The sequence below is a fragment of the Planktothrix sp. FACHB-1365 genome (assembly GCF_014697575.1).
Lineage (GTDB): Bacteria > Cyanobacteriota > Cyanobacteriia > Cyanobacteriales > Microcoleaceae > Planktothrix.
The window spans coordinates 26,393-53,192 of sequence record NZ_JACJSC010000040.1 but is presented as its reverse complement, the minus strand read 5'-3'; the positions used below and the strand labels follow the sequence as shown (position 1 = coordinate 53,192).

Here is a 26,800-nt window from a genome sequence, read left to right as displayed (position 1 = left end):
CCTGAAAATCATCGAGTTTTAGAGCGGTAAAAATCTAAATAAAATAGATGTAAGTCCTCTATACGAAAGCTTTAGAGAAGTTTTTGTTATTCACAAATCAGAAAAATTATCCCCTGAGCAAAACTCCAGACAATTCAGTTAGAATTACTCAGTTTTTTCGCCTCATTCGGCAAAAATTGGGGAGTCAAATTGAGTCCCCAATTTGGGAAAATGAAACAGCCCTGCCTTAAAAAGGGGGACTTGGATCTCCTGTTCCCCCCTTCTTAAGGGGGGTTAGGGGGGATCATTGACCATAGAATAGATTTTAATATCCTCTTCTCCTAATTAAACTTTGATTTTAGCAAATCTAAACCCATGAGCAGTTCCCCCTCCCCTATTCACTACTCAGCAAGATGGGGAGCATTTCGAGAGATTAACCAAGTCAGGAAACCCCCGGCGATCGCTAATCCTGCTAAACTTAAAAAGACATTAGATAATCCTATTAAAGTTTCAGCAAATCCCGCTAAGGCGAGAGGTAAACTTAAGGCAATATTAATCGCATTATTCTGAAGTCCAAAAACTTTCCCTCGCATTTCTTCCGGGGTTTCAGCTTGAATAGTGGTTTGCATGGGAATCGCAACAATCGCCCCAAAAATTCCTAAGCATAAAATCAAGCTCAAAGTCGGCCATAATTGTTGATTAAAAATGGATAACCCCACTAATGATCCCGCCACACCCAGAGAACCCATTAACGCCAGTTGGAAATGGGCAAACCGATGACCGAGATGACCAAGAATTGTTGCTCCAATCCCCATTCCCGCCCCTCCAGCCGCTAATAAAAAGCCAAATTGGGAGGAGCTAATTTCAGGAATAATTTCCGCTAAACGCACCGCTAAAACCGCTAAGGCTGCAAAAATAGAAAATAGAATGATTAATTGCAATAACGCATTCCTAATTAACGTATGATTGCTTAAATATCGAATTCCATCCCGTAAATCTGCTAAAATATGGGGTTGTTCATGGGGAGAGTTATTGTTTTGTTCTTTTGGATTTAACAACAACAGAATTAATCCGGCAATAACGTATTCTCCGCCAACAATTACTTCTTTACCAATGGCTTCAAACCCCAGTAAATGACCCATGAAATCAGCCAAAGCTAATAAAGGTTCGCCCACCGCAAACCCGACAATGACGGAAGCCATCATGGTTGTTGTATAAAGAGAATTCGCCGATAATAAATGACGTTTTTCAACAACTAAAGGAATCGCTGATTGTTCAGCAGGTGCAAAAAATTGAGTTAAAGTAGAAACTAAAAAAGTTGTGATTAATAAAATATAAAACCCAACAGGTAATTGACCCAATTGTTGACCCTGAAATAGCCACAAAACGACGGGTAAAGCGAGAACAAGTCCCCCTCGTAATAAATTAGTAATTACTAAAACGGCTTTTTTTGACCATCGATCAACAAATACCCCCGCCCCCGCCCCAAACAAAACCGCCGGAATAGTAAACGCCATCATAATGGCTGATACCCACCCACTAATCGTTTGATCAGCCTGTTGAAAGCGGGTGGAAATAATCGCAATCATTAACACTAAATACACTTTATCAGCCAATTGGGAGAACAGTTGTCCACTCCAAAGCGCCAGAAAATTCTTATTTCTCAGAACAGGTAAAAATCCGCGTTCTTCCTCATCTTGGGGCGGCTCAGGAAGACTCCCATTGTTTTTAGTTCCAGTGTCCTCGACCTCTGGAGAAACGTGGGGAAAAGAAGGCGTTGAATGCCCATTTTTTACTGGGTCTAATTCTACGGAGGTAGAAGCGGGAATTTCTAACAAGGAGTCAGTCTCCCAATCTTTCATGGTGGCCCAGGGTTGATGGAATTTAAACTGTTTTTCTAAATCTTGCGATCGCATCATACATACTATTAAAGCAGCATTCTCAAAGGAGTCAGGCTTGAGGGAAAAATCACGGGAATTTCTGGAGGCGGAAAATTCCGTTCAGGGCTTCTCATCATTTCACACTCTCCTTAACAGTTTAATGATCAATTGGATCACTCGCGTCACTCTGAGCAAAACCCAGGAGAGAAATCCGAACCAATTCTTAAAACGGTGGGTCTACAATAAATTGGTGGGTAAAGGTATCAATCAGTAACCCTGACCGGATCGGATAGCCTAAATGATATTCTGTATATTGTCGTAATATCCGTTCTACCGTCATCCAATCAAGGGCGGAAATTGAGGGAGAAAGGGAGAAAGCCCCGGTGTCAAGGAGTTGCGGTTGGGCTAACTGTTGCAAAATTGCTAACTGCGGGGCGGTGAGTTTGGTATTAATCTTGAGTTTGGGTTGAGCAACCGTCTCAATAGTATAAGAATTCCCCGACTCAGCAACAGCAATAGGTCTGGAGGCTACAGGAATGGGTTTTTGAGGTTGGGGAGAACAGGGACGGTGTAATTTTGTCCACTCGGACAGGTTAATAATTCCTCCCGCATCCACGCTAAACCCAGCGCGCCACTGTTCATCGGTAAAATTAGGACGTAGCAGACGTTGAGTTAAACAGCACAATTGGACTTGGGGGGCTGTCCCGGCTAAGGCGAGAAGATGGAAAATCCCCTGAGTTAAACTGGCAATTATTTGGGTGGAATGGGCAATTAAGGGAGAATTGGGAAGACTTTGTAAACGGTTTAAATGTTCATTCAGGAGAACAAATAAATCCTCTTGGGGATGTTCGCTTAAGGCTTGGTTCAGCACTACTTCTGCTAAATATTGGCTCGCGGCTAATTTGCCTAAATTTTTGCCTAATCCTGAATAGGTCGTTAAGGTTTCGGCTTGTGTTATTTTATCAAGCGATCGCCCTTTAGCTATTAATAATTGATTAACAACAAATAATTCACTGCGTCCCCCTAACCGCGATTTTGCTTTTCTCGCTCCCGGTGCAATCACTCGAATTAATCCAAATTCTCGCGTTAAAATCGTTAAAAGGCGATCCGATTCTCCAAAGGGTTTCCCTTTTAAATTAATCCCCGTAGCAATATAAGTTTTATTCATTGAATTTTGATAATCCGTTATCTAGTATCCGTTATCAGTAACTATCTTCTCCTTGGATATCTGTAGTCAAAATCTCAACACCACGAGAAGTGCCTAAACGAGTAGCTCCCGCTATAATTAAATCAACCGCTTGTTGGTAGGTTCTAATCCCACCAGAGGCTTTAATTCCCACTCGTCCTTTAGCAATGGATTTAATGAGTTGAATATCGGCAACGGTTGCTCCTCCATACCAACCCGTACTGGTTTTAATATAAGCAATTCCCGCATCCATTAACACTTCAACGGCTAGGCGTTTTTCATCTTCTGTGAGAATTGTCGTTTCAATAATGGCTTTTACGGTTTGCCCAGTTTCTTCACAAATTTCAGCAATTTCTTGATATAATTCCTCAGTTTTATTGGTTTTTAACCAACTTAAATTAATCACAACATCTAATTCCGTTGCTCCATTTTCAACCGCTTCTTGAGCTTCATAAAGTTTAACCTTAGAAGTTGTAGCCCCCGTTGGAAATCCGATCACCGTTGAGACTTTTGGCGGTTTTCCTTGTAGCAGTTCTTTAGCGAGTTTAACATAATGGGGAAACACACAAACGGAAGCAAATTTATAACGTTCTGCTTGATAACAAAACTGTTGAATTTCTTCCGGGGTTGCAGTTTGATTGAGTAAGGTATGGTCAATATAGGGAGCAATATCAATTTCTATATTGGAGGACTTTACCATAAAATTATTTCCTTAATTGAAAAAATATAACTATCCTACTAGCTCTTAGTATATATCATTTCTCCTTGTGATTATTAATTTTAGCTAAAATTATTCCCATATTTTATATTGTTCTAAGTCCTCTCTTAAAATATCTTTGCTCAAAACCAATTGATAATGTTTTTCCTTAACAATCCTAATCTGCTCATTTTCTAGGGTTAATTCAAACATTGCAATAACATTATTTTGCATAAATTGAGCAGATACCGGACGACAAATCAAATCAGGGAATTTAGTGATGCAACAGGTTATATCCTGTTTTGTTTGAACAACACCAAGTTGATCAGATCCTCCCTTGGCTTGAACAGGAATGACATATTGCACGCCATTCTGATTCACCCCAACATAAATTTCATCAATTTCAATTTGTCCAATATTAGGTACTGTAGTTCTTAGATGATTTTGTAAGGAATATGTTGTAATTCCTAAAAAAATATCGATTAACCGATTATAACGTACCTTTGCTAATAGTGCTTGTTCATCAGTTAAAGCATACTTATTGATAATTTCAGGTGTTGAGTCAGGAATTTTTATACAAATCAGATTAGGATTAGGAAGAATTCGATTAATTGGACTGAGTTTAAATCTATAAACTCCTTGACCCGCTAACTCAATAACCCATTCTAAACTATCAGGTGCAGTATCAGATATGACTTTGGGAAGTTCTCTCCTAAAACGATAGGAATATAATACATCACCTAAATTTTTAGGAGGTGGAATATTAAGACTTTGAGCAACTTCAATAAATTCAGAACGATTGAACTCAAAATTGGTTATTCCTTCTTGATAATGCCGTCTGAAAATTTCAGCAATAATTGCATTATACATTCCAGATTTATTGGTTTTATCTGCCATAGTTTATTCGTCTTTATTTCCTCTTTTTCTGGGTTCAATTACATGAGGATCAACACCATACCGTTTTGCGGCTTGGGACATATTTAAATATAATAACGCCTCATGACCTAATTTTTCCTCTTGTTGTGGTTGGCTGGGAATTATCCCCAGAGCTTTAATAATTTCACCCGCAACGGCTTTTGCTAATAACGGGGGAACTGAGTTTCCAACTTGTCGAAATCCATGCCATTTTGTCCCCTGAAATCTAAACCAGTCAGGATAGGAATGTAAACGCGCGGCTTCTCGCACCGTAATACAACGGGGAGAATAGGGATGAATAGGACGAGGGGAAGTAAACGCACCTCGGTTACTCGGTGTTCCGGCTCTTAAAGTATTACATAACCCTGCCGGATCGAGTTTATGAAATCGACTAATTTTTTCTATTTTTCCCCATTCTGTGGCTTCAAATCTAGCGATAGACGTTGGGTTATGTTGCGATCGCAAACTACAAGTTAATAAATTTTGATCATAAATTCGAGGATAAGAAAAATCATTTGTTAATCGAGACAAATTATGCAAAATTTTAGCATATTGGCTCGGCTTCTTATACTCTACAACGGTATAGTCTTTTGATTTTAACTCTTGATATTGTTCAATTTCGGGTAAATCTCCAATAGCATCCCAAACCGTTGGACAAGGGAGAAGATGCTTAAATTTCTCCTCTATTTTAGCATTAACCTTGGGTGGTTTAGTCATTACTGGGGGATAACCCGGTAAAGGTAAATCTTGCCGAGATCCTAAAAGAAATAAACGCGATCGATCTTGAGGAACACCATAATAAGAAGCATTTAAAACTTGATAAGGTTCTACGACTTGATACCCATTATTTTGCAATGTCTCAATAATTTCAGCTATAAATTTCTGATGTTTACCAATGGTTAAACCCGGAACGTTTTCTAAAACAAAATATTTCGGCTGTAATTCCTGAATTAACCGAATAAAGTGAAACATTAAACTATTTCTGGGATCATCAAACGCTCGTTTTCCAATTAAAGAAAACCCTTGACACGGTGGCCCCCCAAAGACAACATCAATCTCTCGATCACCAATTTCCGACCCCTTCCTAATTTCTAATCCTTTCACCTGTTCAATATTGCCACATAAAACCTTCCAAAAGGGGAAATTATATTCATGGGTTGCACAATGAATAGGATCAAGTTCTACCGCAGCTAAAACATCAAACCCAGCTTGTTCAAAGCCTAGGGTCATTCCTCCAGCACCCGCAAATAAATCGACAGCAATAGGCCGTTGTTGAGTCTGCACAATTAATGGTTTTAACATTCAAACGCGGAAAGCAAAATATTATTAGTCGTTGTGTTCTCAGTTGCGCTAACTTACAGATTCTACTAATTCATAATGTAAAAGCATTAACATTGTAGCGGGAATCGTCTCCATTGCATAAGTTGTGCCATCTTGATGAGAAAATTCTACCTCAAAGGCACTGCCATCAAATTCCATCACCACTGTTCCTACTTGTCCTTTAGATAATTTAATAATTTCTTTCGTTTCAAAATGGGTTGCTTCTATGTCTTCTGTTAAAGCAACAATATCTAGGTCTTTAATTATTTGCATTGTTTTTGCCTCACTTTTTGACGGGATAACAATTTGTTAATCTGGGGAAATTTTCACCCTCGCGGACGATCCAAGCTGCTAGAATCAGAGACTTACCTACTATAGAATAGCAATTTGATGGAAAGGATAAGCGATTTATGATTAGAAAAGTTTGGCGATCGCTCTCAAATTATGGTGGAAAGTAACGATAAATATCTTTGCGGTGGAGAACTCTAGCAAAAGTTACGGTTTCCCCCTCAAAATAGAAACCGATTCGATAGTCACCAACCCGAAGCCGATAAGCATTGTCATCGCCTTTTAACTTTTTCAAGTTAACGAGGTTCTGTAAATCAGAAAGATTAGGAATTTCATCAAAAACCAGTCCCTTGATTTGCTCAAATACAGGTGTACTTTTAAGAGATTTTAAATCCTTCAAAAAACTGGGTAGATATTCGACTTTCATTCTTTTTCCAGTTCTGTAAGTGCTTGCCGTAAGCTTAAGGGCTTTTCATGTTTGACTTCAGCCATAGCGAGGAGAAATGCTCGATCTTCGATCGCGTCGAGAAGATATTGATAGTCAGTATAATTGAGAATGACTTGACTAATGTTACCTTCGGCATCAAAAAGCAATTCTTTAGCTAGTGGATAGTCTTCTATTTTCATAGGTTTTTATGTCGAGATGAGTGAGTGGGAATGATGCTTCTATTTTAGCCGATATCTTTTTTCGACACGGTTATCTGTGAGAATTAGAACGGTAAAGGAACTGGAATTGGAATCCGGTTGCGAATTTCCCGTTCGACTCGTTGACGAACTTTGTTTTTAAGGAAGTTAGCCGCAACACGAGCAAAACCTGTTTCACCTGTTACCGCAACATCAAATAAACAACCTTCTAAGCGATCGCTCGGAACTTCAGCTTTTCGACAGGCTTCTTCTGCCTTAGCAACGGCATCAGGAGCCAGCATTCTTAAGATTACAAAACCATTGGGAAAGGCGGGATTTGTGAAAGTACCCGTATTTTTTCCGGGGGCATAATCAAACAGAGATTCAGTTTGAGAAATTCGCCAACTATTGCCAAATTGACTATGAATTGTATCTAAGAAAGCTTCAGTTAAGGGATCAATTGGAATCGGAATCCAGCGATTAATATTAAAGCTACTTAATACAGATCGGGCAGTATCCATCGCTTCTTGATTTTGGGGAATAATCCGACCATCACGAGTCATAAAGTCATCAGAAGGATTGCCATTAAAATTACCGAGTAATCCTTCTAATTGACCTTGATCATTTTCTGTTACGCCTGTCGATAGATCGATCATGGGAGAACCACCAGGGTCTGCAATTTCAAAGTTTGCAACTTCTCCTGTAGGCCATTGAACAGTCCAACTTGTACCTCCATTCTGAGTAATACTACCTCCACCTGCAAGGTTTTGTGTGCCTTTTAGTTCGACGGGTTTACCATCAATTCTCAGAGGAATTTTTGTCTGGTCATCGGGGAAACCCGTTGCATAAATTCCCACTCTGGCATCACCGACTTTCATAGCGACTGCGGCGTTAATGGCAGCAGTGTTAATGTTTTTGAAGGGCGCTTGTCGAACTTGAATTTCAAATTGACGGTTTTTGGTACGGGTAAGGACAAATTCGCCGACGGCTTGGTAATCGTATTTTTGTCCGTCTAGGGTTGTTAGGTGAGGATCTCCGTGTGAGCCACCACCACCAGGAACAACTTGTGGTATGGGTGTTGGGGTTGGGGGTTGTGGAGTTGGGGGAGTTGGAGAACACTCTTTCCCGTAATCGGGGTTGTAGTAAGGGCCGTAAAGCTTCAGCTCAGACTGGCTGTTAGGGTTCAGTGGCTCCAATTCCGACGCGGCCATGGCTGCAATAAACTCTCTTTCGCATAGTATTGGTGGAGTATGACTTTCTATGTGGTTACGATCACCCCACCCACTGCACGCATAGCCTCTAGGGTGATCAAGACAACATTGATCATGTGCCCGGCTGCCTGGTGTTTCATACATTTCAACCCTACAGTCAGGTCTATATTGCGGTGGATGTAATGGGTCTCTGTCTCTGGTGTCCCATCCACACTGACCACCACTCGCTCCAAAGCATTTTTGATATTTGTCAACTGGACCACTTTTAAGAATACTTGAAAAATCACATTTAGGTCTCCCACACTCGTCATAGGGCATTTCATAGAGATCATCATTTCTAAATTCACGTCTATTGTTGATCTCATCACGAAATTCATCTCTAATGTAGTCGGGGCTAATTTCTTGGGGATAAGGTGGAGCCTGTTGATTATTAACAGGTGCAGGAGGACTAGATTCATCATCAAATTCCCCTGATCTCTGGGTCAACCAATTGTCAATATTTCTTTCCAAGCTCGGTGGGAAAGCTGCCACAACTCGGTCAGACGTTTTAGCTAAATTAACGGTGCAAGCTCCCCAATTAAAACTAAAAACAGCGCACATTACTGTTGAAAACAGACGATTAACGAATGTACCCGGAATTAAAATAGCAGTTAAAAAACAAACAATTGCTAATAGGAAGTACCGAATGCGTTGCATAACATTCCTCACTAAATTAACGATGATTCTAAACGTTATTCTCGTTCCGAGTTTCTAACTCGGAATGCTGTTAAAGAGGCTCTGCCTCATCAACCTCTAAAATGAAAGTTGAATAGGTCAGCGCAGGCGGAGCCTGCTGGGTGGCATTTCTAGGCTCTGCTAGAAACGAGAGGGAAGCTTTGCTAAAAAGGTAAAATTTGCCGTAGTCCTCGCTGGACTTCGTTACGAATTACATCTTTAATTAAATCTTGAGCAAAACTTCCAAACCAATTATTAACCTGTGCATCATCTACTTTTTCTGCATCTACATTTTCCGGTGGTTTATTATCAATTTTTACTGCCGATTTTTCCACATTTACTTCTGGCATTAACGCAATAAATGTATTAATGGGAATTGCTGAATTTAACCCTGTTTTTACTTCTTCCTGTCTGCCAGCAGATTCATTGTTGACTGTGGCTACCGTATCCCCTTGACCGTGAATTCCAATCACCCGACCACTGACATCAAATACTGGCCCGCCACTCATTCCGCGTCGAGTTACGGCATCATAACGCATTGTATAACCTTCAGGATTACTTGAGCGAATATTAGTCACTTGTCCACTTGTAAAGGCATATTCTCGTTCCGTTGAACCCATTACTGCTAAGGGATATCCTGAAATATAAATCCCTGAACCAATAGTAGCTTCATCAGAATTACTAATCGGTGCAACAGAATATTCTTCAGTTGTTTCAAAGGTAATAATTGCTAAATCTGGGCCACTTCCTTCTTTCTGTAAAGTTTTAACGGAGGTGACGGGATGATCTTTTCCTTTAGAAGTTTTAATGACAAATTCCGAGTTGGGATTATTGACAACATGATTGGCTGTTAATACCGTGTAAGTATTGCCTTTTTTAGAAATAATTACGCCTGAACCGCTTGCGTCTGCAACTAGAGTGTTATTAATTTGTACGGTAGTGGGAATGGCAATTTGAGCGACTTCTTTAGCGGTTTTAGCGATCGCAGGTTGTACAATTACTAAAGCAGCAACCGTCCCAACAATTATACTGGGTACATAATTCAAACCCAAAAATCGATTATTCATAATTTCCCTCTGTGAACCCTTGACAATGAATGAAAACTTTAATGAGTATCAGAAATGATTGTGGAACCCGCCGTGACAGGTTGAGAAATTAGGGTATTATGCCAATAGGGAATAATTGGAATCCCCCAACTGGAATTCACCATTAATTCCAACATTTCTTGAGAAGGTTCTGTGCCATCTTCAAAGGCATAAACGCCAAAATCAGGATCACGGTTTTTCAGTCTGCCATTAATGCCAATTAATTGCCCCCAACGGTTAAAAATAGGCCCCCCACTCATCCCTACTTGAATATCATTGGTATAACCTAAACGATAGCCTTGGGGTAAAGATTTGGGGGGTAAAATAGAGATAATCCCTTGAGTGAAACGAAACACTTGCAAACCTTGATCAAAGGTGGTTTGAAAAGAGTGTTCCTGATACATGGGAAACCCGGCTGCAAAAACAGGTTCTCCAACAGCGATCGCACCGGGACTAATCGCAGCAATTTGATAATTGGTGTTACTCTTAAAATAGGCGATCGCTAAATCCGTATTTCCTAACTGTTTTACAGCTAATAATCCATACTTTTGCCCATCAGGAGCAATTACCGTTTGTTGCTGACTAAATGCCAGAACGTGCCAATTTGTAATCACGGTATAAGTTTGCCCCTGTCGTTGGATAATAACACCAGAACCCGAAGCATTAGGAGTTAAAATCCGAACCGTTGTTAACCGCGCTAATCTTTCCAGATTGACCGTTTGCTCATCACTTAAACGATAATTAATCTCTGGAAATTGTGCAAACACAGGATGATATTCTGATAAAATCATCAGTGCTGTTAAACAAATTCCAATCCTAATAATAGGGCAATTCATATGGGTTTAAAGTTCCCGCGCACCATTGCTAGGTGTCATTGGTGGTGGGACAGGTTGGGGATTAAATTGAGGAGTTGTGAGAGAATGGCTTTCATTTTCTAAACGTCCACTGACATCAATATAAGGAATATTGCCACTTTCAGACAGAGATGGAGTCCCCGCTTGTCCTTCTCGCCAAGCTAACAATTTATTCAGGGTTGTCACAGCATCTTGATTCGGTTTTAGGGTGAAAATTAATCCTTCACAACGTCCATTCACTTGACTCGCCGTACAGATCACCTGTTGGCTATTCATCATCCCGGCAGTGATATATTTAAGCTGTTTATTCTGGCGATAGGTTTCTAAACGTCCACTGACTTCTGTACAGCGTCTTAGGGGATCATAACCCGCTCCTGAAAACGCATCAGACTCCCATTTAATCCAAGGTTCTCGACTTCCTTGGGAGTTTTGATAAACTGTTGTTGGGGTTCCTGTGGAGGTATCGCAGAAAAAACCCCGTTGTCCTGGTGCGGGTTGACTCAAAGCCCTTTGAGGTGCTAAAAAGCTACTACAAAAGGCAATTAGACTGGCGGTAATTAGAGGTTTGTATCTCATATAACAAATTTTAGTCGAAAATGATAAATAAGCTAATCATCCCAAAACAAGCCCAGCAAATCAAGCATTATTCGATTTTTTTACAAATCTTAACAAAACTATAATTCAGACATCAGTTTTCTGAAAACTAATAAATCTTTTCCAACTGCCTAAAATCTCGTTCAACTTCCGCCCATAAGGCTCGATTATGGGGATCGGTTTTTAATGCTTTCTTTAAATAATTTCTAGCCTTTTCCACCTGCTTTTCTAAAATCAATTGTCGCCCCCAACGTTGATAGGAAATCGCTTGCCATTGGCGAATTTCAGGGTCATTCGGAATCCGTTGGGCTAACCCTTCAATTAAAGCGATCGCACGGGGAAAACGCTTATTTTTTAATAAATTTTGTAACTCTAAATAGGAATTTTGTTTAATTTTTTGTTCTTCTTTGGTTAATTCAACATTAAATTGAATCGGTGGACTTTTAGGTTTAATTGTAACTTTTGGAGCTTGATAGTGAGAAAATCCCGACTGAGATCCTCCGGGTTTAGTTGAAGCCGTTACAGGTTCTAATTCTGCTTCCGGTTTGGCTACGGTTAACAAAAATTTATAGGCTTCTGTGATCGCCATAAACTTTTCTCTAGCAGCTTCATTTCCCGGATTCACATCAGGATGATATTGTCTGGCTAACTTCCGATAAGACGATTTCACCGCCTCTAAACTAGCGCCGAATCTTAATCCTAATTGTCGATAGTAATCTGTTGCATCCATCACTAATGCGATCAGTGATTTGATTAATGTAGAAAAAGAATTACAGGGTGAATTGGTGGGCAAAACCCACCAATTGTTGTGAATAATAAACAGTTAACCTGCGGTTAATGCCACGGGAACCCGTTCTTCAATCACTTGGTCAATTAAACCATAATCCTTGGCTTCTTGGGCCGAGAGAAAATAATCTCGATCCGTATCTTTTTGAATTTTTTCCAACGTTTGCCCGGTACGACTGGCTAAAATATCATTCAACAAGCTGCGGATTCTCAAAATTTCTTTTGCTTCAATTTCGATATCCGTTGCTTGACCCCTTGCCCCTCCTAAAGGTTGGTGAATCATAATCCGAGCATGAGGTAAAGCCAAACGTTTTCCAGGGCTTCCTGCGGCTAATAAAAATGCTCCCATTGAAGCCGCTAAACCCACACAAATGGTAATCACATCGGCTTTAATGTATTGCATGGTATCGTAAATTGCCATCCCTGCTGTTACCGATCCTCCGGGAGAATTGATATACAAATAAATGGGTTTATTAGAATCTTCCGCATCTAAATACAGCATTTGGGCGACAATGCGATTGGCTAACCCATCGGTGACTTCTTGACCTAAAAATAAAATCCGTTCTACACCCAAACGGGTATAAATATCAATCCATCTTTCGTATTGACTACCTGGAAGACGATAAGGAACACTCGGAATCCCAATAGGCATAGCTTTACCCCTTTTGAAGTCTAAATTAATGTTAAACCGTTGCCACCAATGAAGGCAATTCTTTCCGACTTTTTAACACCCGGTCAATTAAACCATATTCCTTGGCTTCATCGGGTGTCAAATAGAACATCCGATCCGTATCTTTAGAAATTTTTTCCACCGATTGTCCGGTACTTTTTGACAAAATTTCTAACATTGTTCTTTTATTATCAAGAACTTCTTTCGCCCGAATTTGGATATCCGTTGCTTGACCTCTCGCCCCACTTTTAGCTTGATTTAAAACAATGGTGGCATGGGGTAAACTCGCCCGATATCCTTTGGTTCCGGCTGCTAAAATCATGGCAGCAGTTCCCATGGCTTGACCAATACAAATGGTATGAACCGGAGGTTTAATATAGCCCAGGGTATCGCAAATGGCAAAGGCTTCGGTTTCAAACCCAATTGCATCTCCTCCATACCAGGAAGTTCCCGTTGAGTTGATGTAGAAATAGATGGGTTTCTCTGGATCGTCAAACTGTAAGTAAAGCAGTTGAGCGATAATCAGTTCAGTAACATCAATCCCCACTTGACGTTTGATGTCATCGGACGAATACAGGGGAAGTCCCAGATAGACAATCCTTTCCTTCAATAGAAGGGATTCCAAATCTGGCGGGGGAGTCCGAATCGGGCTATCGGTGTAAGAATATGCCGATTGCACAGCTTGAATGGGTTCTCTCATGAGGAATTCTCATCCTTAAACTTATAAAAATAGTAGCGCAACTCCAGGTAATCCTATGAAAGTCAGTTTGCAAGCGATTCTTAGCGATCCCAACTTCGATGTCTCCCAGGCTACCAGTCAACGTCAGCTTGCGATCTCCATTTCGGCTTTTCCCTCCCAAACTGATGCTGATGTCCCTTTGAATTTGTGCCTGATTTTAGATCATAGCGGTTCCATGAGTGGAAAACCCTTAGAAACTGTCAAACAGGCGGCGATCGAGTTAGTGGATCGATTAAAACCCGGCGATCGCATTTCTATTATAGCGTTTGATCATCGCGCTAAGGTTTTAATTCCTAATCAAGATATTAAAGATTTGGACAATATTAAACGCAAAATTCAAGCGTTAAAAACATCCGGGGGGACAGCCATTGATGAAGGGCTAAAATTAGGCATTGAGGAATTAGGGAAAGGCAAAGCCGAACGAATTTCTCAAGCCTTTTTATTAACCGATGGTGAAAACGAACACGGCGACAATACCCGGTGTTTGAAATTAGCCCAACTTGCTGCCAATTATAACTTAACCATCAATACTTTAGGGTTTGGGGAAGATTGGAACTCGGATGTTTTAGAAGAAATTGCTGATGCGGCGGGGGGAAGTTTAGCTTATATTGAACGTCCTGAACAAGCTTTGGATGAATTTAGCCGTTTATTTAATAAAATGCAGTCCGTGGGGTTAACCAATGCCTATTTACTGTTGGATTTAATGCCCAATGTGCGGTTAGCCGAACTCAAACCGATCGCCCAAGTCGCCCCTGATACGATTGAATTACCTGTTCAAAAAGAAGGAGAAAAATGGATGGTTCGTCTAGGGGATGTGATGAAAGATGTCGAACGGGTGGTCTTAGCCAATTTATATTTTGGTCAATTTTCTGAAGGAAAACAAGCGATCGCCCAAGTGCAAGTTCGTTATGATGATCCTTCTTTAGACTTACAAAATTTATATTCTGATCCGATCTGGGTGGACGGAAATTTTGTGAGTTCCTATCAACCGAAAGCTGATGGATTTGTACAACAACAAATTTTAGCTCTAGCCAAATATCGTCAAACTCAAATTGCAGAAACGAAATTGCAACAAGGCGATCGCGCTGGAGCCGCAACGATGTTACAAACTGCGGCTAAAACCGCTTTACAAATGGGAGATAAAAATGCAGCAACAGTGCTACAAACCAGCGCCACTCGCTTACAATCAGGAGAAGAATTATCGGAAGCTGATAAGAAGAAAACCCGAATTGTCTCTAAAACGGTATTAAAATAATTGGTTAAACCTTACTCCTCACCCCTACCTGTAAATAATGGGTTTTTGTGAGGGGTAAAAACAACTCTCGATAATTAATCATTCCCCTTCCCTCTCCTCCCCCTGTCCCCTTGTCCCCCTGTCCCCTTGTCCCCTTGTCCCCTTGTCCCCTTGTCCCCTTGTCCCCTTGTCCCCCTGTTCCCTGTCCCCTGCTCTAATTAAATCGAAAGAGGGATTGACAAATTTACAAAACCATGACAAGATTGATAATTGTGCAAATGAATAAAAAAGCGGAACTGGCGGAATTGGTAGACGCGCTAGATTCAGGTTCTAGTGTTCGCAAGGACTTCCGGGTTCAAGTCCCGGGTTCCGCATCTGACAGGTAGGGGCGTGGTTTCCGCGCCCTAATCTGATTTTACTCTTTTGGTAGGCCACACCCGATTTAACGATTTAACAGGCAAGATGCCTGTTCCACAGTGATCATGTTAACGAGTCTGCAAAATCCATTAGTGAAGCAAATTCGCAAACTTCACCAAGCGAAGGGACGCAAAGAACAACAGTTATTTTTATTAGAAGGAACCCACTTAGTCGAAGAAGCTTCTGCTGCGGGCCATCCCTTAACCACAGTTTGTTATACTTCACTGTGGCAAGATCGTCACCAACCGTTATGGGATAGTTTACGCCAAGAAACTCCCCGGTTTGAATTGGTTAGTCCAGAGGTACTCGAAGCAATGGCGACAACGGTTCATCCTGATGGCGTAATTGCCTTAGCCCCTCGCCTGGAGTCAAAACCCCAAGCACTTCAGGGTTTAGGAATTGCCTTAGAAACGTTACAAGATCCGGGTAACTTAGGAACTATTATTCGCACCGCAACCGCCGCCGGAGTAGATGGGTTGTGGCTGAGTGCTGATAGTGTCGATTTAGATCATCCCAAAGTGTTAAGAGCCTCTGCGGGAGCTTGGTTTCGTTTAAATAAAACAGTAAGCTTTAATTTAGCCGACGATATTATCCGGTTTCAGCAACAAGGATTACAAATTGTAGCGACAGTTCCCCAAGCCTCCCTATCCTATTGGCAATTAGATTTTACCCAACCCACGTTGATGGTCTTTGGGAATGAAGGGGGTGGACTTTCTCCTGAGCTTCAGGCTTTAGCGGATCATCAAGTTCAAATTCCCTTACAGCGAGGGGTAGAGTCTCTGAATGTTGGCATTTGTGTGGCCCTGATGCTCTATGAAGCTCAACGCCAACGAACCGGGGTGTGACGGTTAACGGGTAAAGCTTACTCTACTGCTCTGCCTGATCCCCTTGCCTTTATTTTTGTGTATGTCGATCTTTTAAATATTGTTCAATATCAGAAATTGCTTCTTCCAAATCTGATAAACTAATCCCTTCCGGGTGTTTAGAGGGACGAGGAGAGGAAGAACCCGATTTTTCTGGGGGTGCAGCTTGAGGGGGGGGAGTCACGGTATCGGGCTCTTGAAATGCACTTAATAATTCTTGATCAAAAGACTCAATGAATTTTTCGGCGGCACTACGACGAAGATCTTGCTGATTTTTATTCATGACGGGGTGACTCCTGAAACGGTAAATCTCTCTCGCTAAAAACAAATAAACCTGTTAAATTAGATTCCCAAAGGATAGAACGGTCGGAGAACTTCAAGCTCAAGGTAAAGACACCGAGGAAAGGTTAGACTAAACCTAACCTAACACGTTTACTAGGGCTGATTTGTTTTGAATTGTGTTTTGACACGAACAGAACCTCGTGGCTTGGCACGGAAGCATCCACAAGGTCTAGAATGTTGATCTAAACTACTCACATTCATTCTTGATGGAGCCGTTGATTCATGGACGAGAAAACCCCCCCCGCTATTGTCAGACCCAAACCTGCTCTGGAAATTCAATTGACACCCGCAGGAAGTGAAAAATCCATTCGTCCTTCCCGTCCACATTCTGATTCTGATAGAAATAGACCCTCTTTTAGTAAACCTCGGCGAGTAGATCACACACCCCCTAAACCCTGGGTTGAACTCGAAGAAGCCCAAAATGCAACCGGGGATGTTTTTCATTTGGGGGATCTGATCCAGGTGAGAGCACCTTGGGGAGAAATAGCGATCGCACAGATCGACCATTTCTATGAAGTGGCTCCAGGGAGTCTGTGGGCACAGTTTGTCCCAACGGAGGAACGAGAGGAATGGACGTGGAAAGGCGGCTCGATCCGGGCAGAATTATTAAAAAAAGCTTAGGATCAGGAATTAGTCATCAGTTATCTGTTATCTAAAATGGGTTTTGAGTTAACCCTTAACCGATAACAGACGACTGATGAGTGATGACGGATTACTGAGGGCTGGCTCAATCAGGATACTGGATGGATGAAAGCTGAATATCAAGCTGTTAATATTTTAATCATTGATGATTCTCCGATCAACCTTAAATATTTAGGAAAACTCCTGAGTTTGCAAGGCTACCAAGTTCAACTCGCTAATTCTGGGGAATTGGGATTAAAGGTTGCCAGGGAAACTCTTCCAGATGTCATCATATTGGATATTATGATGCCCGGTTTGGATGGATATGAAGTCTGTCAACGTCTGAAAGTTGATTTGACAACGCAGCATATTCCGGTTATCTTTGTTAGCGTAATTGAAGAGGTTTCTGAAAAAGTAAAAGCGTTTCAAATTGGGGCGGCAGACTATCTAACTAAACCTTTACAAAAAGATGAAATTTTGGCTCGTATTCACCATCAACTAACGATCCAAAGTTTACATCGTCAATTAAAAGCCCAAAATCTGCAACTCCGGGCTGAAATTACAACCCGTCAACAACTGGAAGAAAAATTTACGAAAGCCTTTTTTAATAGTCCGAATCCTATTACTTTAATCACCTATGATGAAGGCTATTTTTTAGATGTTAATCCCAGTTTTCTCAAAACTTTTGGCTATGAAGAATTTGAAGTCATTGGTCAAACGGCGATTGAGTTAAACCTGTGGGTTAATCCTGAAGATGAATCTCAATTAAAACAATATCTGCAACAGGGAAATTCGATTCATAATCAAATGATTCAACAGCGAACCAAAGGGGGTCAAATCAAAACGTTGTTATTATCAGCAGAATTAATTGCATTAGAAGAAAAAATTTGTATTTTATCAATTATTAATGATATTACCGAGCAAGAATTAGCTCAACAAGATCGGCAGGAAGCTGAAGAAGCTTTAAGAAAAAGTGAAAAAAAATATCGGAATTTAGTTGAAACTTCTCAAGATATTATTTGGTCAGCAAATTTAAAAGGGTGTTATACCTTTGTGAATCCAGCCGTTAAAACGATTCTGGAATACGAACCCGAAGAAGTGATGGGTCGTCTTTTTTCCCATTTTGTTCCTCTGACTCAAGTTTCTTATGTTCAAAAGGTATTTCAACCAGTATTAGCAGGTCAAGCTTTAGTCCGACACCACCTGATTAATGTTTCTAAATCAGGAAAATGGGTACATTTGTTAGTGAATGCCTTTCCGGTTTATAATGCTCAAGGAGACGTGATTGGGATAACGGGAACTGCATCGGATATTACAGAACAAAAAACAACGGAACGCGCCTTACAAATGATTGTGGAAGGAACGGCTTCCAAAACAGGTCAAGAGTTTTTTCGTTCCTGCGTTTACTATTTAGCGGAAGTTTTACAAGTTCGTTATGTGGGGGTTTTTAAACTTTTAAAGACTGCTCCCCCTCAACTTGCTAATTTAGCTTTTTGGGATGGGGAAAAATGGAGTGATCGCTTGCTTTATGACTTAATAGGAACCCCCTGTGAGCAGGTGATTAAAATGGCTCAGTCCTGTCATTTTAGCGAAAATGTACAGATTTTATTTCCTGATGATCGAGACTTGACAGAATTACAAGCCCAAAGTTATTGGGGGATTCCTTTATTTAATTCTGATCATGATATTATTGGAATATTAATTGTTATAGATATTCATAATAAACAACTGAATGTTAGTCAAGAATCTATTCTGAAAATTTTTGCTGATCGAGCCGGGGCGGAACTAGAACGACAATTAGCAGAAGAATTATTGGAATATCGATCCCGAATGGATCATCTCCTTAGCCATATTTCTCGGCTGTTTATTAATGAAACCCTAGAAAATACAATTCGTTCTACCCTACAAGAAATTGCTCAGTTTCTCCAGTGTGATTGGACATTTATTTTTAATTGTAATTCTCCCCATGCTCCCTGGAATATTACGGCTCAATGGTGGCTGAATGAACCCCAAAATGGAACCCATTCTAACCCGGTTTTATCGGTGCAAACTTTACCCTGGATTCATCAACAATTACAATCTAAAAGAACCGAAATTTTAGCGATCGCCAATTTAGATGAATGTCTTGATTTATCCCCTCAAGATCTCAAAACTCTGCGTTGTATCGGTTGTCAATCCCTGATTTTTATTCCCTTAATGAAATCTGGAAAAACCAAAGGATTTATGGGGATTATTAATTTCCATTCTATAGAAGGATGGACAATAGAAACCCAAAATTGGCTGAAACTAATTGGAGAATTAATTGCAATTCGTCAAACCACTCAAGAAACCCAACAAGCCTTAGAAAAAAGTAAAACTCGCTATCAAAATTTAGCCGATAATATACCGGGGGTGATTTATCAATTTATGCTGCATCCCGATGGTTCTATGAGTTTACCCTATATTAGTTCTGGGTGTTGGGATTTATATGAGATATCTCCCTCCCAGGCGATGATTGATGTCCATCAATTATTCGCCAAAGTTCATCGAGAAGATTTACAAGGAGTGCTCAATTCAATTTGTGATTCTGCTGAATATTTAAGTCCTTGGACTTATACCTGGCGAATTATCACGGCTTCAAGTCAGATCAAATGGTTACAAGCAAATGCCCGTCCTGAACCTCAAGTTGATGGTAGCATTTTATGGGATGGTTTAATTATTGATATTACTCAAAATAAACAAGCCGAAACCGTACTACGAGAAACAGCCCAACGTCAACAGACCCTAGCCCGAATGATTGGTCGAATGCGCCAAACGTTGGATGCAGATACAATTTTCAGCACCACCACTCAAGAATTACGGTATGAATTAAACAGTGATCGAGTCGGAATTTATCAATTTAATACCGATGGTCGGGGTCAATTTGTAGCAGAATCTTTGGTATCTGGTTGTCAATCTCTCCTGTATCAATCCATTCATGATCCCGATTTTGATCCGACAATTTTGGAACCTGAAAATTGTGTTTTATTAAGTTTAAACCAAGAAGATCGGGTTCAAGATACTTATCTTCGAGATATTCAAGAGGGAGTGCATCGGGATGGTCTGAGCTATTTGTGTATTGATGATATTTATCAAGCTGGATTTCCTGATTGTTATTTGCAATTGTTAGAACGAATGCAGGTAAAATCCTACTTAATTGTTCCGATTTTCTGCCAAACGGTATCAACAGCGACTTCTTCCTTGGTTTCCTCGCGGCTAAAATTGTGGGGACTGTTGGCGGTATATCAACATTTTAATTCCCGTCAATGGCAGGAATCAGAAATTAATTTAGTCGTACAAATTGGTGCCCAATTAGGAGTGGCGTTACAACAAGTGGCGTTATTAACTCATACCCAACAACAGTCGGAAGAATTGTGTCAAGCCAAAGAAGCGGCGGATGCAGCCAACCGAGCTAAAAGTGAATTTTTAGCGAATATGAGTCATGAATTACGCACGCCTCTAAATGCAATTTTAGGCTTTACTCAACTGATGAACCGAGATTCGAGTCTGAGTTATGAGCAACAAGAACAGATCAAGATTATTCATCGAAGTGGAAAACATTTATTAGCTCTAATTAACGATATTCTGGAAATGTCGAAGTTAGAAGCTGACCGAATTAGTCTGAATCCCACCCAGTTTGATTTATTTCAGGGGTTAGATTATGTCCAAGATTTACTGAGTACCAAAATTAAATCGAAAGGCTTAAAATTTGAGGTAGAACGAGATCCAAATCTTCCCCAATGGATTATTGCCGATGAAAATAAATTCAGGCAAATTCTTTTAAATTGTTTAGGACATTTGATGACTTGGACAGAAGCGGGAACGTTATGCTGGCGCGTTAAAGCCCTATTGCCCAATTCGGAGGTTCTCATGTCCCCTTCGCCATCGGATTCTCCGCCAGAAGCCATCAAACTTGAATTTGAAATTGAAACCACCGTGTTGAATCAAGATTCCCTAGAAATTAAAGATTTATTTAAACCTTTTACATCCGTTCAAAGGAGTCTAGCCTTTGCAGAAGCAGAACATTTGAGCTTACCCATGAGTCAACAATTTTTGCATCTGATGGAAGGAACAATGGTGATGGAACGTTACTCCAATCAAGGCGTAAAATTAACTTTAGTGATTCCTGTCCAACTTGGAGAAGTTCAATCTCAAGATCCGGTTTCCGCTTCGGGGAAAATTATCGGTTTATCTCCCAATCAACCGAACTATCGTTTGTTGGTCGTGGAAGATCAAATTGCTTGGCGTTCTCATCTGACTCAGTTTCTGGAACAAATGGGGTTTCAAGTCCGTGAAGCAGAAAATGGTCAGGAAGGTTTAATCCTCCACCGTGTTTGGAAACCCCACTTAATTGTCATGAAGATGTGGATGCCGATTATGAGTGGTTATGAAGCCATTCAAAGAATTCGCCTAGAAGAATGTCCCCTTGACGATTCACCTGAGTTCAGAAACTCTGAAACCGAATTTGAGGAAGGACTTCCCCATCAAACGATTATTCTAGCCATGATCCCATCGGGATCGGAGGAGGATAAACAGTTGGCTTTATCGGTTGGTTTTGATGATTTTTTGTGTATTCCATTTCAAGAGGATGAACTTTTGGACAAAATAAGTGAATATTTAAAGGTGGAATATCAATATGCGCCCGAATTTTTGTCTCAACGGCTAGGATCACTTCCTCTATCCCCCCCTACTCTTTCTTCACCTTTGGTTATTTCCCCTGCATTAGAGATCATGCCACCAGAATGGGTCGAACAACTCTATTATGCGGCGGCTCAATGTAGTGATCGTTTGTTACTTCAGCTAATTGGTCAAATTCCACCTGAACATGAAGCAATGGCTCAACATTTGAGTGATTTAGTGGATAACTTTCACTTTGATCAAGTCATGGAATGGGCGAAACAGCCTGAAGATTCGGTGCGGAAAAAACAATGATTCACAAACAACCTGATATTTATAGCGGCAATATTCTGATCATTGATGATAATCCTGAAAACTTACGATTATTATCAAAGATGCTGATTCGGCGTGGGTATGACGTGCGCCAAGCTTTGAATGGCATCATCGCATTAAGAGCGATTGAAATTCAAGCTCCTGATTTAGTTTTATTAGATATTATGATGCCTCAAATGGATGGGTATGAGGTTTGTAAGTCGATTAAAGCAAATCCTAAAACCACTGAAATTCCGGTGATCTTTTTAAGTGCTTTAGATGAAGTTCAGAATAAACTTAAAGGGTTTGCTGTTGGGGCAGCAGATTATATTACTAAACCGTTTCAATTTGATGAAGTTTTAGTACGGGTACAAAATCAACTGTCGTTACAATTTGCTCGGAAAAAAATTGTAGAATTAAATACAGAATTAGAAAACCGGGTTAAGGAACGCACCCAACAACTAGAAGAGGTTCATGCTCAACTGCTTAAAAAAGCCTTGTATGATGAGTTGACGACCTTACCCAATCGAGTTTTATTTATTCAACGTTTAGAAGTCGCCCTGAAGGAGTTACAAGCTGATCCCAATTGTCAATTTGCCGTTTTATTTTTAGATTGCGATCGCTTTAAAGTGATTAATGATTCTTTGGGTCATTCCGTTGGGGATCAATTATTAATTGCCATAGCCCAACGATTAGAATCGGCGTTTCCTGATGTGGATATTTTGGCTCGATTTGGGGGAGATGAATTTGCCATTTTATTAACCCATTTAACTGACCCTGAAACCGCGATTAAAATGGCAGAAACCATTATTGATATTTTAGCTCAACCCTTTTCTATTTTAACTTATCCGATTTATATTAATGCCAGTATTGGAGTTGCCTATAGTCAACGGGACTATACCCGACCGGAACAAATTTTACGCGATGTGGATACGGCCATGTATCGTGCAAAATACCGGGGAACTTCTTGTTATCAAATATTTGATCCTTCTATGTACCAAAATGCCTTATCTTTTTTACAACTTGATACCGATTTACGCACGGCGATTAAAGAACAACAATTAGCCGTTAAGTATCAACCGATTATTGCTTTAAAAACAGGTAAAATTGTCGGATTTGAAGCCTTAGTCTGTTGGCATCATCCTCAACAGGGTTTAATTCCTCCCGCTAAGTTTCTTCCCGTGGCAGAAGAAACTGGTTTAATTATAGAAATTGGCAATTGGATTTTACGACAAGCGACAGAACAAATCCATGATTTGCAACAACAATTTCAGGAAATTCCGTTAACCATTAGTATTAATCTCACCCCGCGACAATTTACCCAAAGTAATTTAATTAGTCAACTGGATGAAATTCTTCAAGAAACTCGTCTGAATTCTCGATCTTTAAAATTAGAAATTAAAGAAAGTGCCATTATGGATAATTTGAAAACAGCACAGATTATTTTAAATCAGTTACGACAACGAGAAATTCAACTGAGTTTAGATGATTTTGGAACCGGATATTCTTCCTTGAGTTATCTCCATTCTTTTCCTGTAGATACCTTAAAAATTGATCGATCCTTTATTCAAGGATTAGATGAAATCCCGCAAAGATTAGGCTTAGTTCCGGTGATTATTAATATTGCTCAAAAGATGGGAATGAATGTAATTGCAGAAGGCATCGAAACAGCCCAGCAATTAGCAAAATTAAGGCAATTAAATTGTGATTTTGGTCAAGGGTATTTTTTCTCAGAAGCGTTAACACCTGAACAAGCAGTTAATTTACTGCGATCTTCCCCGCAATGGTAGTTAATCAGTTATCAGTTATCAGTGATCAGTGATCAGTCATCAGTGATCAGTTATTAGTTCAAAAGTCAAGTGTTAATAGTAATCTGTTATTAATTTAAATTACTTTCTAATCCTTCTTTTATCACTATAGTATAGGGAAAGTAAAAACTAGGCAGCCCGAAAAGTGGGAAATGAAGCTTTATAATTTCTCACATCTGAAAACAGATGTTGATAGTTATGGTAAAATTAGAATTATTTTAACCCACAGGATAAGGACAGCAATCAATGTCTGTGATCGCCGTTATTGACTACGATATGGGGAATTTGCACTCCGTTTGTAAAGGCTTGGAAAAAGCGGGTGCACACCCCCACGTCACTGACTCAGCAACAGAAATTAAACACGCAGATGCAGTTGTCTTACCCGGAGTGGGTTCCTTTGACCCCGCCATGCAACATTTGCGATCGCGTTACTTAGTAGAACCCATTCAAGATGTGATTGATTCGGGTGTTCCGTTTTTAGGGATTTGTTTAGGCTTACAAATTCTGTTTGAATCTTCAGAAGAAGGTCAAGAACCCGGTTTAGGAATATTCCCTGGAACAGTGCGACGCTTCAAGTCAGAACCGGGATTAACCATTCCCCACATGGGTTGGAATCAACTGTGTTTAACACAACCGAATTTACCGTTGTGGAAAACCATTGGTTCAGAACCTTGGGTTTATTTTGTTCATTCTTATTATGTTGATCCCACAGATCAGAATTTAACCGCCGCCACCATTCAACATGGGAGTCAAATTGTCACGGCGGCTATTGGTCAAAATAACCTCATGGCGGTACAATTTCACCCCGAAAAATCCTCAACTGCTGGACTTAAAATTTTAGATAATTTTGTTGAATTAGTTCAGAATCAAACTTTACCTTTAGTGGGGAGTTCTATACCCCCTAAAATTTAAGTTTAGGGTTCTGAATCATCATACCTTTGCTGATAACGGTTCGTTGGATCATAGCGTTCAATAGCGGACGTTTTAGAGGAAGGAGGTGCTTTTTTCGGGGCACGACGAGATTGGAAACGGCGACTAATTTCTTGAAAAATATCTCGACGGACATAAGGATAGTCACTTACCCAAAGATTTTGGCTGGGAATATAGATATCAGAAACTTCATTAATTTCGCTTAAATCATCTAAATAAGACATGACCACCATTTGGGCAACTTGACCCCGACGCAACCGTTTGTGATTGCGATTTAAAGGCGCTTGAATTAAGGTTGTAAACCCGGTTTCATCCCCGACTTCAACATTAATTCGGCGTTCTAAGTTTTCAATAATAATCAATTCTCCCCGTTTATTGACCGATTCCTGTTGTTCCGTCACGGCTTCACTAATATAAAAATCGAGAATTTCTCCCTGTAAAAATCCAGCATAGGGATATTTTCGATATTTAGCATTCCGCCAACTCGCTTCCCAAACAGGCATCCATAACCAATATAAACAGGAGATAATTCCAGCAATTAACACTAGGATTTTCAGCGCATCACCTTCGACGTTATATTCCAGAAAAATCCAAACGGCTAAACAAACCGCAGAAACTAATAATCGTTTTAGAAAATCTCTGGGTTTTCCCCAACAATATTTGTACTGTTCACCCGTCGCAGCGGCTGGAATTAAGTCTTCAAAAGTTTGACGAGTTATAGGAACAAGCATTTTTTTTAATTACGAATTACGAATGGAGAATTACGAACGGGTAATGGGTAATGATCATTTATTTTTTAAGTGTTCTAATCAGTGATTTAAGGGAATAGGCTATAGGGGTTTATATTTCAATCTTGATGATAAGAGCAATAACCATCCTAGTTCCCTAGGGGATCTTCGTTAACTGAAGATTCTATATCTTCGCTTCTTACTCTGTTGTCCATTGCCCATTCCCTATTGCCCATTATAAAATTTTTTCTAGCCCATAAACAAAGGTTTTGAGTTGTACAACTTTGCGAATGGCTAAGAGAACTCCGGGCATATAACAAGAGCGATCGCTGGTATCATGACGCAAGGTATAAATTTGACCCGCCGCCCCAAAAATCACTTCTTGATGAGCAATTAACCCCGGTAAACGGACACTATGAATCCGAATTCCTTCTCCGGCTTCGGCTCCTCTGGCTCCGGTTAATTTTTCCGTTTCTTTAACTAAGGGAACATTATAAGTTTTCCCTAATTCTGCTAATAATTGCGCCGTTTGTACTGCTGTTCCACTGGGTGCATCGGCTTTTTGATTATGATGTAATTCAATAATTTCAACGTGATCAAAATAGCGAGATGCTGAGATTGCTGCCTGTTGTAACAATACCATTCCAATGGAAAAATTGGGAATGAGTAAACAACCGGTACTGGCTTTATCAGCAAATTCCGCTAATTCCTGAATTTGGGTCGGACTTAACCCCGTTGTTCCCACAACCGGACGCACTCCATAGGCGATCGCAGCCCGAATATTGTCATACACTGAATCAGGATGGGTAAAATCCACCATGACCCCCAGTTGTTTTTCCTGGGCGGCCATGGCTAAAAGTCCTTCGCGATCATTCATAATCGGAACTTCCAAGGGATCAATCCCCGCTAAAGTTCCAGCATCTTGTTCGAGATAAGCGGGGTTATGATCAATCGCCCCTAACAAGGTCATATCAGGGGAAGCCGCCACCGCTTTAATCACCTCGCGGCCCATTTTTCCACCAGCACCATTAACAATCACAGGAATCGGAAGTGAATTAGTCATACCAGCACGGATTAGCCTTAAATACAACGATAAAATTGAGAAGTTGTTCCAAAGGAAATTAGAATAGGGAGGGAATAAGGGTGTGAACTATAAAAGATGAGCTTTGTTTAGAATACACCGAACCCAGAATTTCCAGTGATAGAAAAGATTTCCTGTAAATTATACCCAAAAGAGGAATTTACTTAAAATGGTTTCTTATTGTATTTTACCTTGAATTCATGTTTTCTCGAAAGCTCAGTTTTCTCGAATCTTGGGTTAAGATGCGCCATCAGGTGTCTGGGATGCTTAGGGACAAAGGCAACATC

Annotated in this window: 24 protein-coding genes and 1 tRNA gene; 7 read left to right on the top strand and 18 right to left on the bottom strand. The window is 40.3% G+C overall.

Annotated features, from left to right (window positions below; all coding sequences use genetic code 11):
- Positions 1–380: 380 nt before the first annotated feature.
- From H6G57_RS26255 to H6G57_RS26185, 15 genes are all read right to left on the bottom strand, one after another.
- Entirely contained in the window at positions 381–1,895 is a 1,515-nt protein-coding gene (locus H6G57_RS26255) for an MFS transporter (RefSeq protein WP_242049098.1), read from the bottom strand.
- A 187-nt stretch (positions 1,896–2,082) separates the two neighbouring features.
- Positions 2,083–3,027, bottom strand: a complete 945-nt coding sequence (gene recO / locus H6G57_RS26250) for a DNA repair protein RecO (RefSeq protein WP_190524220.1) — start codon at positions 3,025–3,027, stop codon at positions 2,083–2,085.
- Between the two features lie 34 nt (positions 3,028–3,061).
- The gene (deoC, locus tag H6G57_RS26245) at positions 3,062–3,745 is read right to left on the bottom strand and encodes a deoxyribose-phosphate aldolase (RefSeq protein ID WP_190524217.1); all 684 of its coding nucleotides are present in this window, start codon (positions 3,743–3,745) and stop codon (positions 3,062–3,064) included.
- A 90-nt stretch (positions 3,746–3,835) separates the two neighbouring features.
- Complete coding sequence (locus H6G57_RS26240; protein WP_072717111.1) at positions 3,836–4,639, bottom strand: endonuclease; 804 nt, start codon at positions 4,637–4,639, stop codon at positions 3,836–3,838.
- 3 nt (positions 4,640–4,642) lie between these two features.
- Positions 4,643–5,959, bottom strand: a complete 1,317-nt coding sequence (locus H6G57_RS26235) for a DNA cytosine methyltransferase (protein ID WP_190524214.1) — start codon at positions 5,957–5,959, stop codon at positions 4,643–4,645.
- A 48-nt stretch (positions 5,960–6,007) separates the two neighbouring features.
- Complete coding sequence (locus tag H6G57_RS26230; RefSeq protein ID WP_190524212.1) at positions 6,008–6,250, bottom strand: DUF4926 domain-containing protein; 243 nt, start codon at positions 6,248–6,250, stop codon at positions 6,008–6,010.
- Between the two features lie 169 nt (positions 6,251–6,419).
- Entirely contained in the window at positions 6,420–6,692 is a 273-nt protein-coding gene (locus H6G57_RS26225) for a type II toxin-antitoxin system RelE/ParE family toxin (protein ID WP_190524209.1), read from the bottom strand.
- On the bottom strand, positions 6,689–6,892 hold the full coding sequence (locus H6G57_RS26220; protein WP_190524206.1) for a hypothetical protein: 204 nt from the start codon (positions 6,890–6,892) through the stop codon (positions 6,689–6,691). Before H6G57_RS26220 ends, H6G57_RS26225 begins: the two co-directional genes overlap by 4 nt.
- An 83-nt stretch (positions 6,893–6,975) precedes the next feature.
- A complete protein-coding gene (locus H6G57_RS26215; protein WP_190524203.1) occupies positions 6,976–8,796 on the bottom strand; it encodes a VWD domain-containing protein in 1,821 nt (606 codons plus the stop codon).
- A 182-nt stretch (positions 8,797–8,978) separates the two neighbouring features.
- Complete coding sequence (locus H6G57_RS26210; RefSeq protein ID WP_190524200.1) at positions 8,979–9,881, bottom strand: serine protease; 903 nt, start codon at positions 9,879–9,881, stop codon at positions 8,979–8,981.
- A 38-nt stretch (positions 9,882–9,919) separates the two neighbouring features.
- Positions 9,920–10,690: a serine protease gene (locus H6G57_RS26205; RefSeq protein WP_190524197.1), complete on the bottom strand. Its 771-nt coding sequence runs from the start codon at positions 10,688–10,690 to the stop codon at positions 9,920–9,922.
- A 51-nt stretch (positions 10,691–10,741) separates the two neighbouring features.
- On the bottom strand, positions 10,742–11,329 hold the full coding sequence (locus H6G57_RS26200) for a COP23 domain-containing protein (protein WP_190524194.1): 588 nt from the start codon (positions 11,327–11,329) through the stop codon (positions 10,742–10,744).
- 127 nt (positions 11,330–11,456) lie between these two features.
- A complete protein-coding gene (locus H6G57_RS26195) occupies positions 11,457–12,077 on the bottom strand; it encodes a J domain-containing protein (RefSeq protein WP_190524191.1) in 621 nt (206 codons plus the stop codon).
- A gap of 93 nt (positions 12,078–12,170) precedes the next feature.
- Positions 12,171–12,785 carry an ATP-dependent Clp protease proteolytic subunit gene (locus tag H6G57_RS26190; RefSeq protein WP_072717118.1) on the bottom strand — a complete coding sequence of 205 codons (615 nt, stop codon included), beginning with the start codon at positions 12,783–12,785 and terminating at the stop codon, positions 12,171–12,173.
- Between the two features lie 31 nt (positions 12,786–12,816).
- On the bottom strand, positions 12,817–13,503 hold the full coding sequence (locus tag H6G57_RS26185; protein ID WP_190524188.1) for an ATP-dependent Clp protease proteolytic subunit: 687 nt from the start codon (positions 13,501–13,503) through the stop codon (positions 12,817–12,819).
- 55 nt (positions 13,504–13,558) lie between these two features.
- Between H6G57_RS26185 and H6G57_RS26180 the strand changes: the two genes are divergently transcribed.
- The 3 genes from H6G57_RS26180 (at position 13,559) to H6G57_RS26170 (ending at position 16,038) form a co-directional block, all read left to right on the top strand.
- Positions 13,559–14,797: a VWA domain-containing protein gene (locus H6G57_RS26180; RefSeq protein ID WP_190524185.1), complete on the top strand. Its 1,239-nt coding sequence runs from the start codon at positions 13,559–13,561 to the stop codon at positions 14,795–14,797.
- Between the two features lie 269 nt (positions 14,798–15,066).
- Positions 15,067–15,150: transfer RNA gene (locus H6G57_RS26175), tRNA-Leu, on the top strand.
- Positions 15,151–15,258: 108 nt separating this feature from the next.
- The gene (locus H6G57_RS26170) at positions 15,259–16,038 is read left to right on the top strand and encodes an RNA methyltransferase (RefSeq protein ID WP_190524182.1); all 780 of its coding nucleotides are present in this window, start codon (positions 15,259–15,261) and stop codon (positions 16,036–16,038) included.
- A 49-nt stretch (positions 16,039–16,087) separates the two neighbouring features.
- Here the strand turns inward: H6G57_RS26170 and H6G57_RS26165 are convergent, their stop codons facing one another.
- The gene (locus H6G57_RS26165) at positions 16,088–16,339 is read right to left on the bottom strand and encodes a hypothetical protein (RefSeq protein ID WP_190524179.1); all 252 of its coding nucleotides are present in this window, start codon (positions 16,337–16,339) and stop codon (positions 16,088–16,090) included.
- Between the two features lie 281 nt (positions 16,340–16,620).
- Here H6G57_RS26165 and H6G57_RS26160 point away from each other — a divergent pair, with 281 nt between their 5' ends.
- The 4 genes from H6G57_RS26160 (at position 16,621) to hisH (ending at position 24,686) form a co-directional block, all read left to right on the top strand.
- The gene (locus H6G57_RS26160) at positions 16,621–17,019 is read left to right on the top strand and encodes a hypothetical protein (RefSeq protein ID WP_190524176.1); all 399 of its coding nucleotides are present in this window, start codon (positions 16,621–16,623) and stop codon (positions 17,017–17,019) included.
- 126 nt (positions 17,020–17,145) lie between these two features.
- Positions 17,146–21,969 carry a response regulator gene (locus tag H6G57_RS26155; RefSeq protein WP_190524172.1) on the top strand — a complete coding sequence of 1,608 codons (4,824 nt, stop codon included), beginning with the start codon at positions 17,146–17,148 and terminating at the stop codon, positions 21,967–21,969.
- Entirely contained in the window at positions 21,966–23,756 is a 1,791-nt protein-coding gene (locus tag H6G57_RS26150) for a bifunctional diguanylate cyclase/phosphodiesterase (protein WP_190524169.1), read from the top strand. Before H6G57_RS26155 ends, H6G57_RS26150 begins: the two co-directional genes overlap by 4 nt.
- 264 nt (positions 23,757–24,020) lie before the next feature.
- Complete coding sequence (hisH, locus tag H6G57_RS26145) at positions 24,021–24,686, top strand: imidazole glycerol phosphate synthase subunit HisH (protein ID WP_190524166.1); 666 nt, start codon at positions 24,021–24,023, stop codon at positions 24,684–24,686.
- 2 nt (positions 24,687–24,688) lie between these two features.
- On the opposite strand, the gene H6G57_RS26140 is transcribed toward hisH, so the two are convergent.
- Positions 24,689–25,435 carry a phosphate ABC transporter permease gene (locus H6G57_RS26140; RefSeq protein WP_190524163.1) on the bottom strand — a complete coding sequence of 249 codons (747 nt, stop codon included), beginning with the start codon at positions 25,433–25,435 and terminating at the stop codon, positions 24,689–24,691.
- A 232-nt stretch (positions 25,436–25,667) separates the two neighbouring features.
- Complete coding sequence (gene dapB / locus H6G57_RS26135; protein WP_190524160.1) at positions 25,668–26,495, bottom strand: 4-hydroxy-tetrahydrodipicolinate reductase; 828 nt, start codon at positions 26,493–26,495, stop codon at positions 25,668–25,670.
- Positions 26,496–26,800 lie beyond the last annotated feature (305 nt).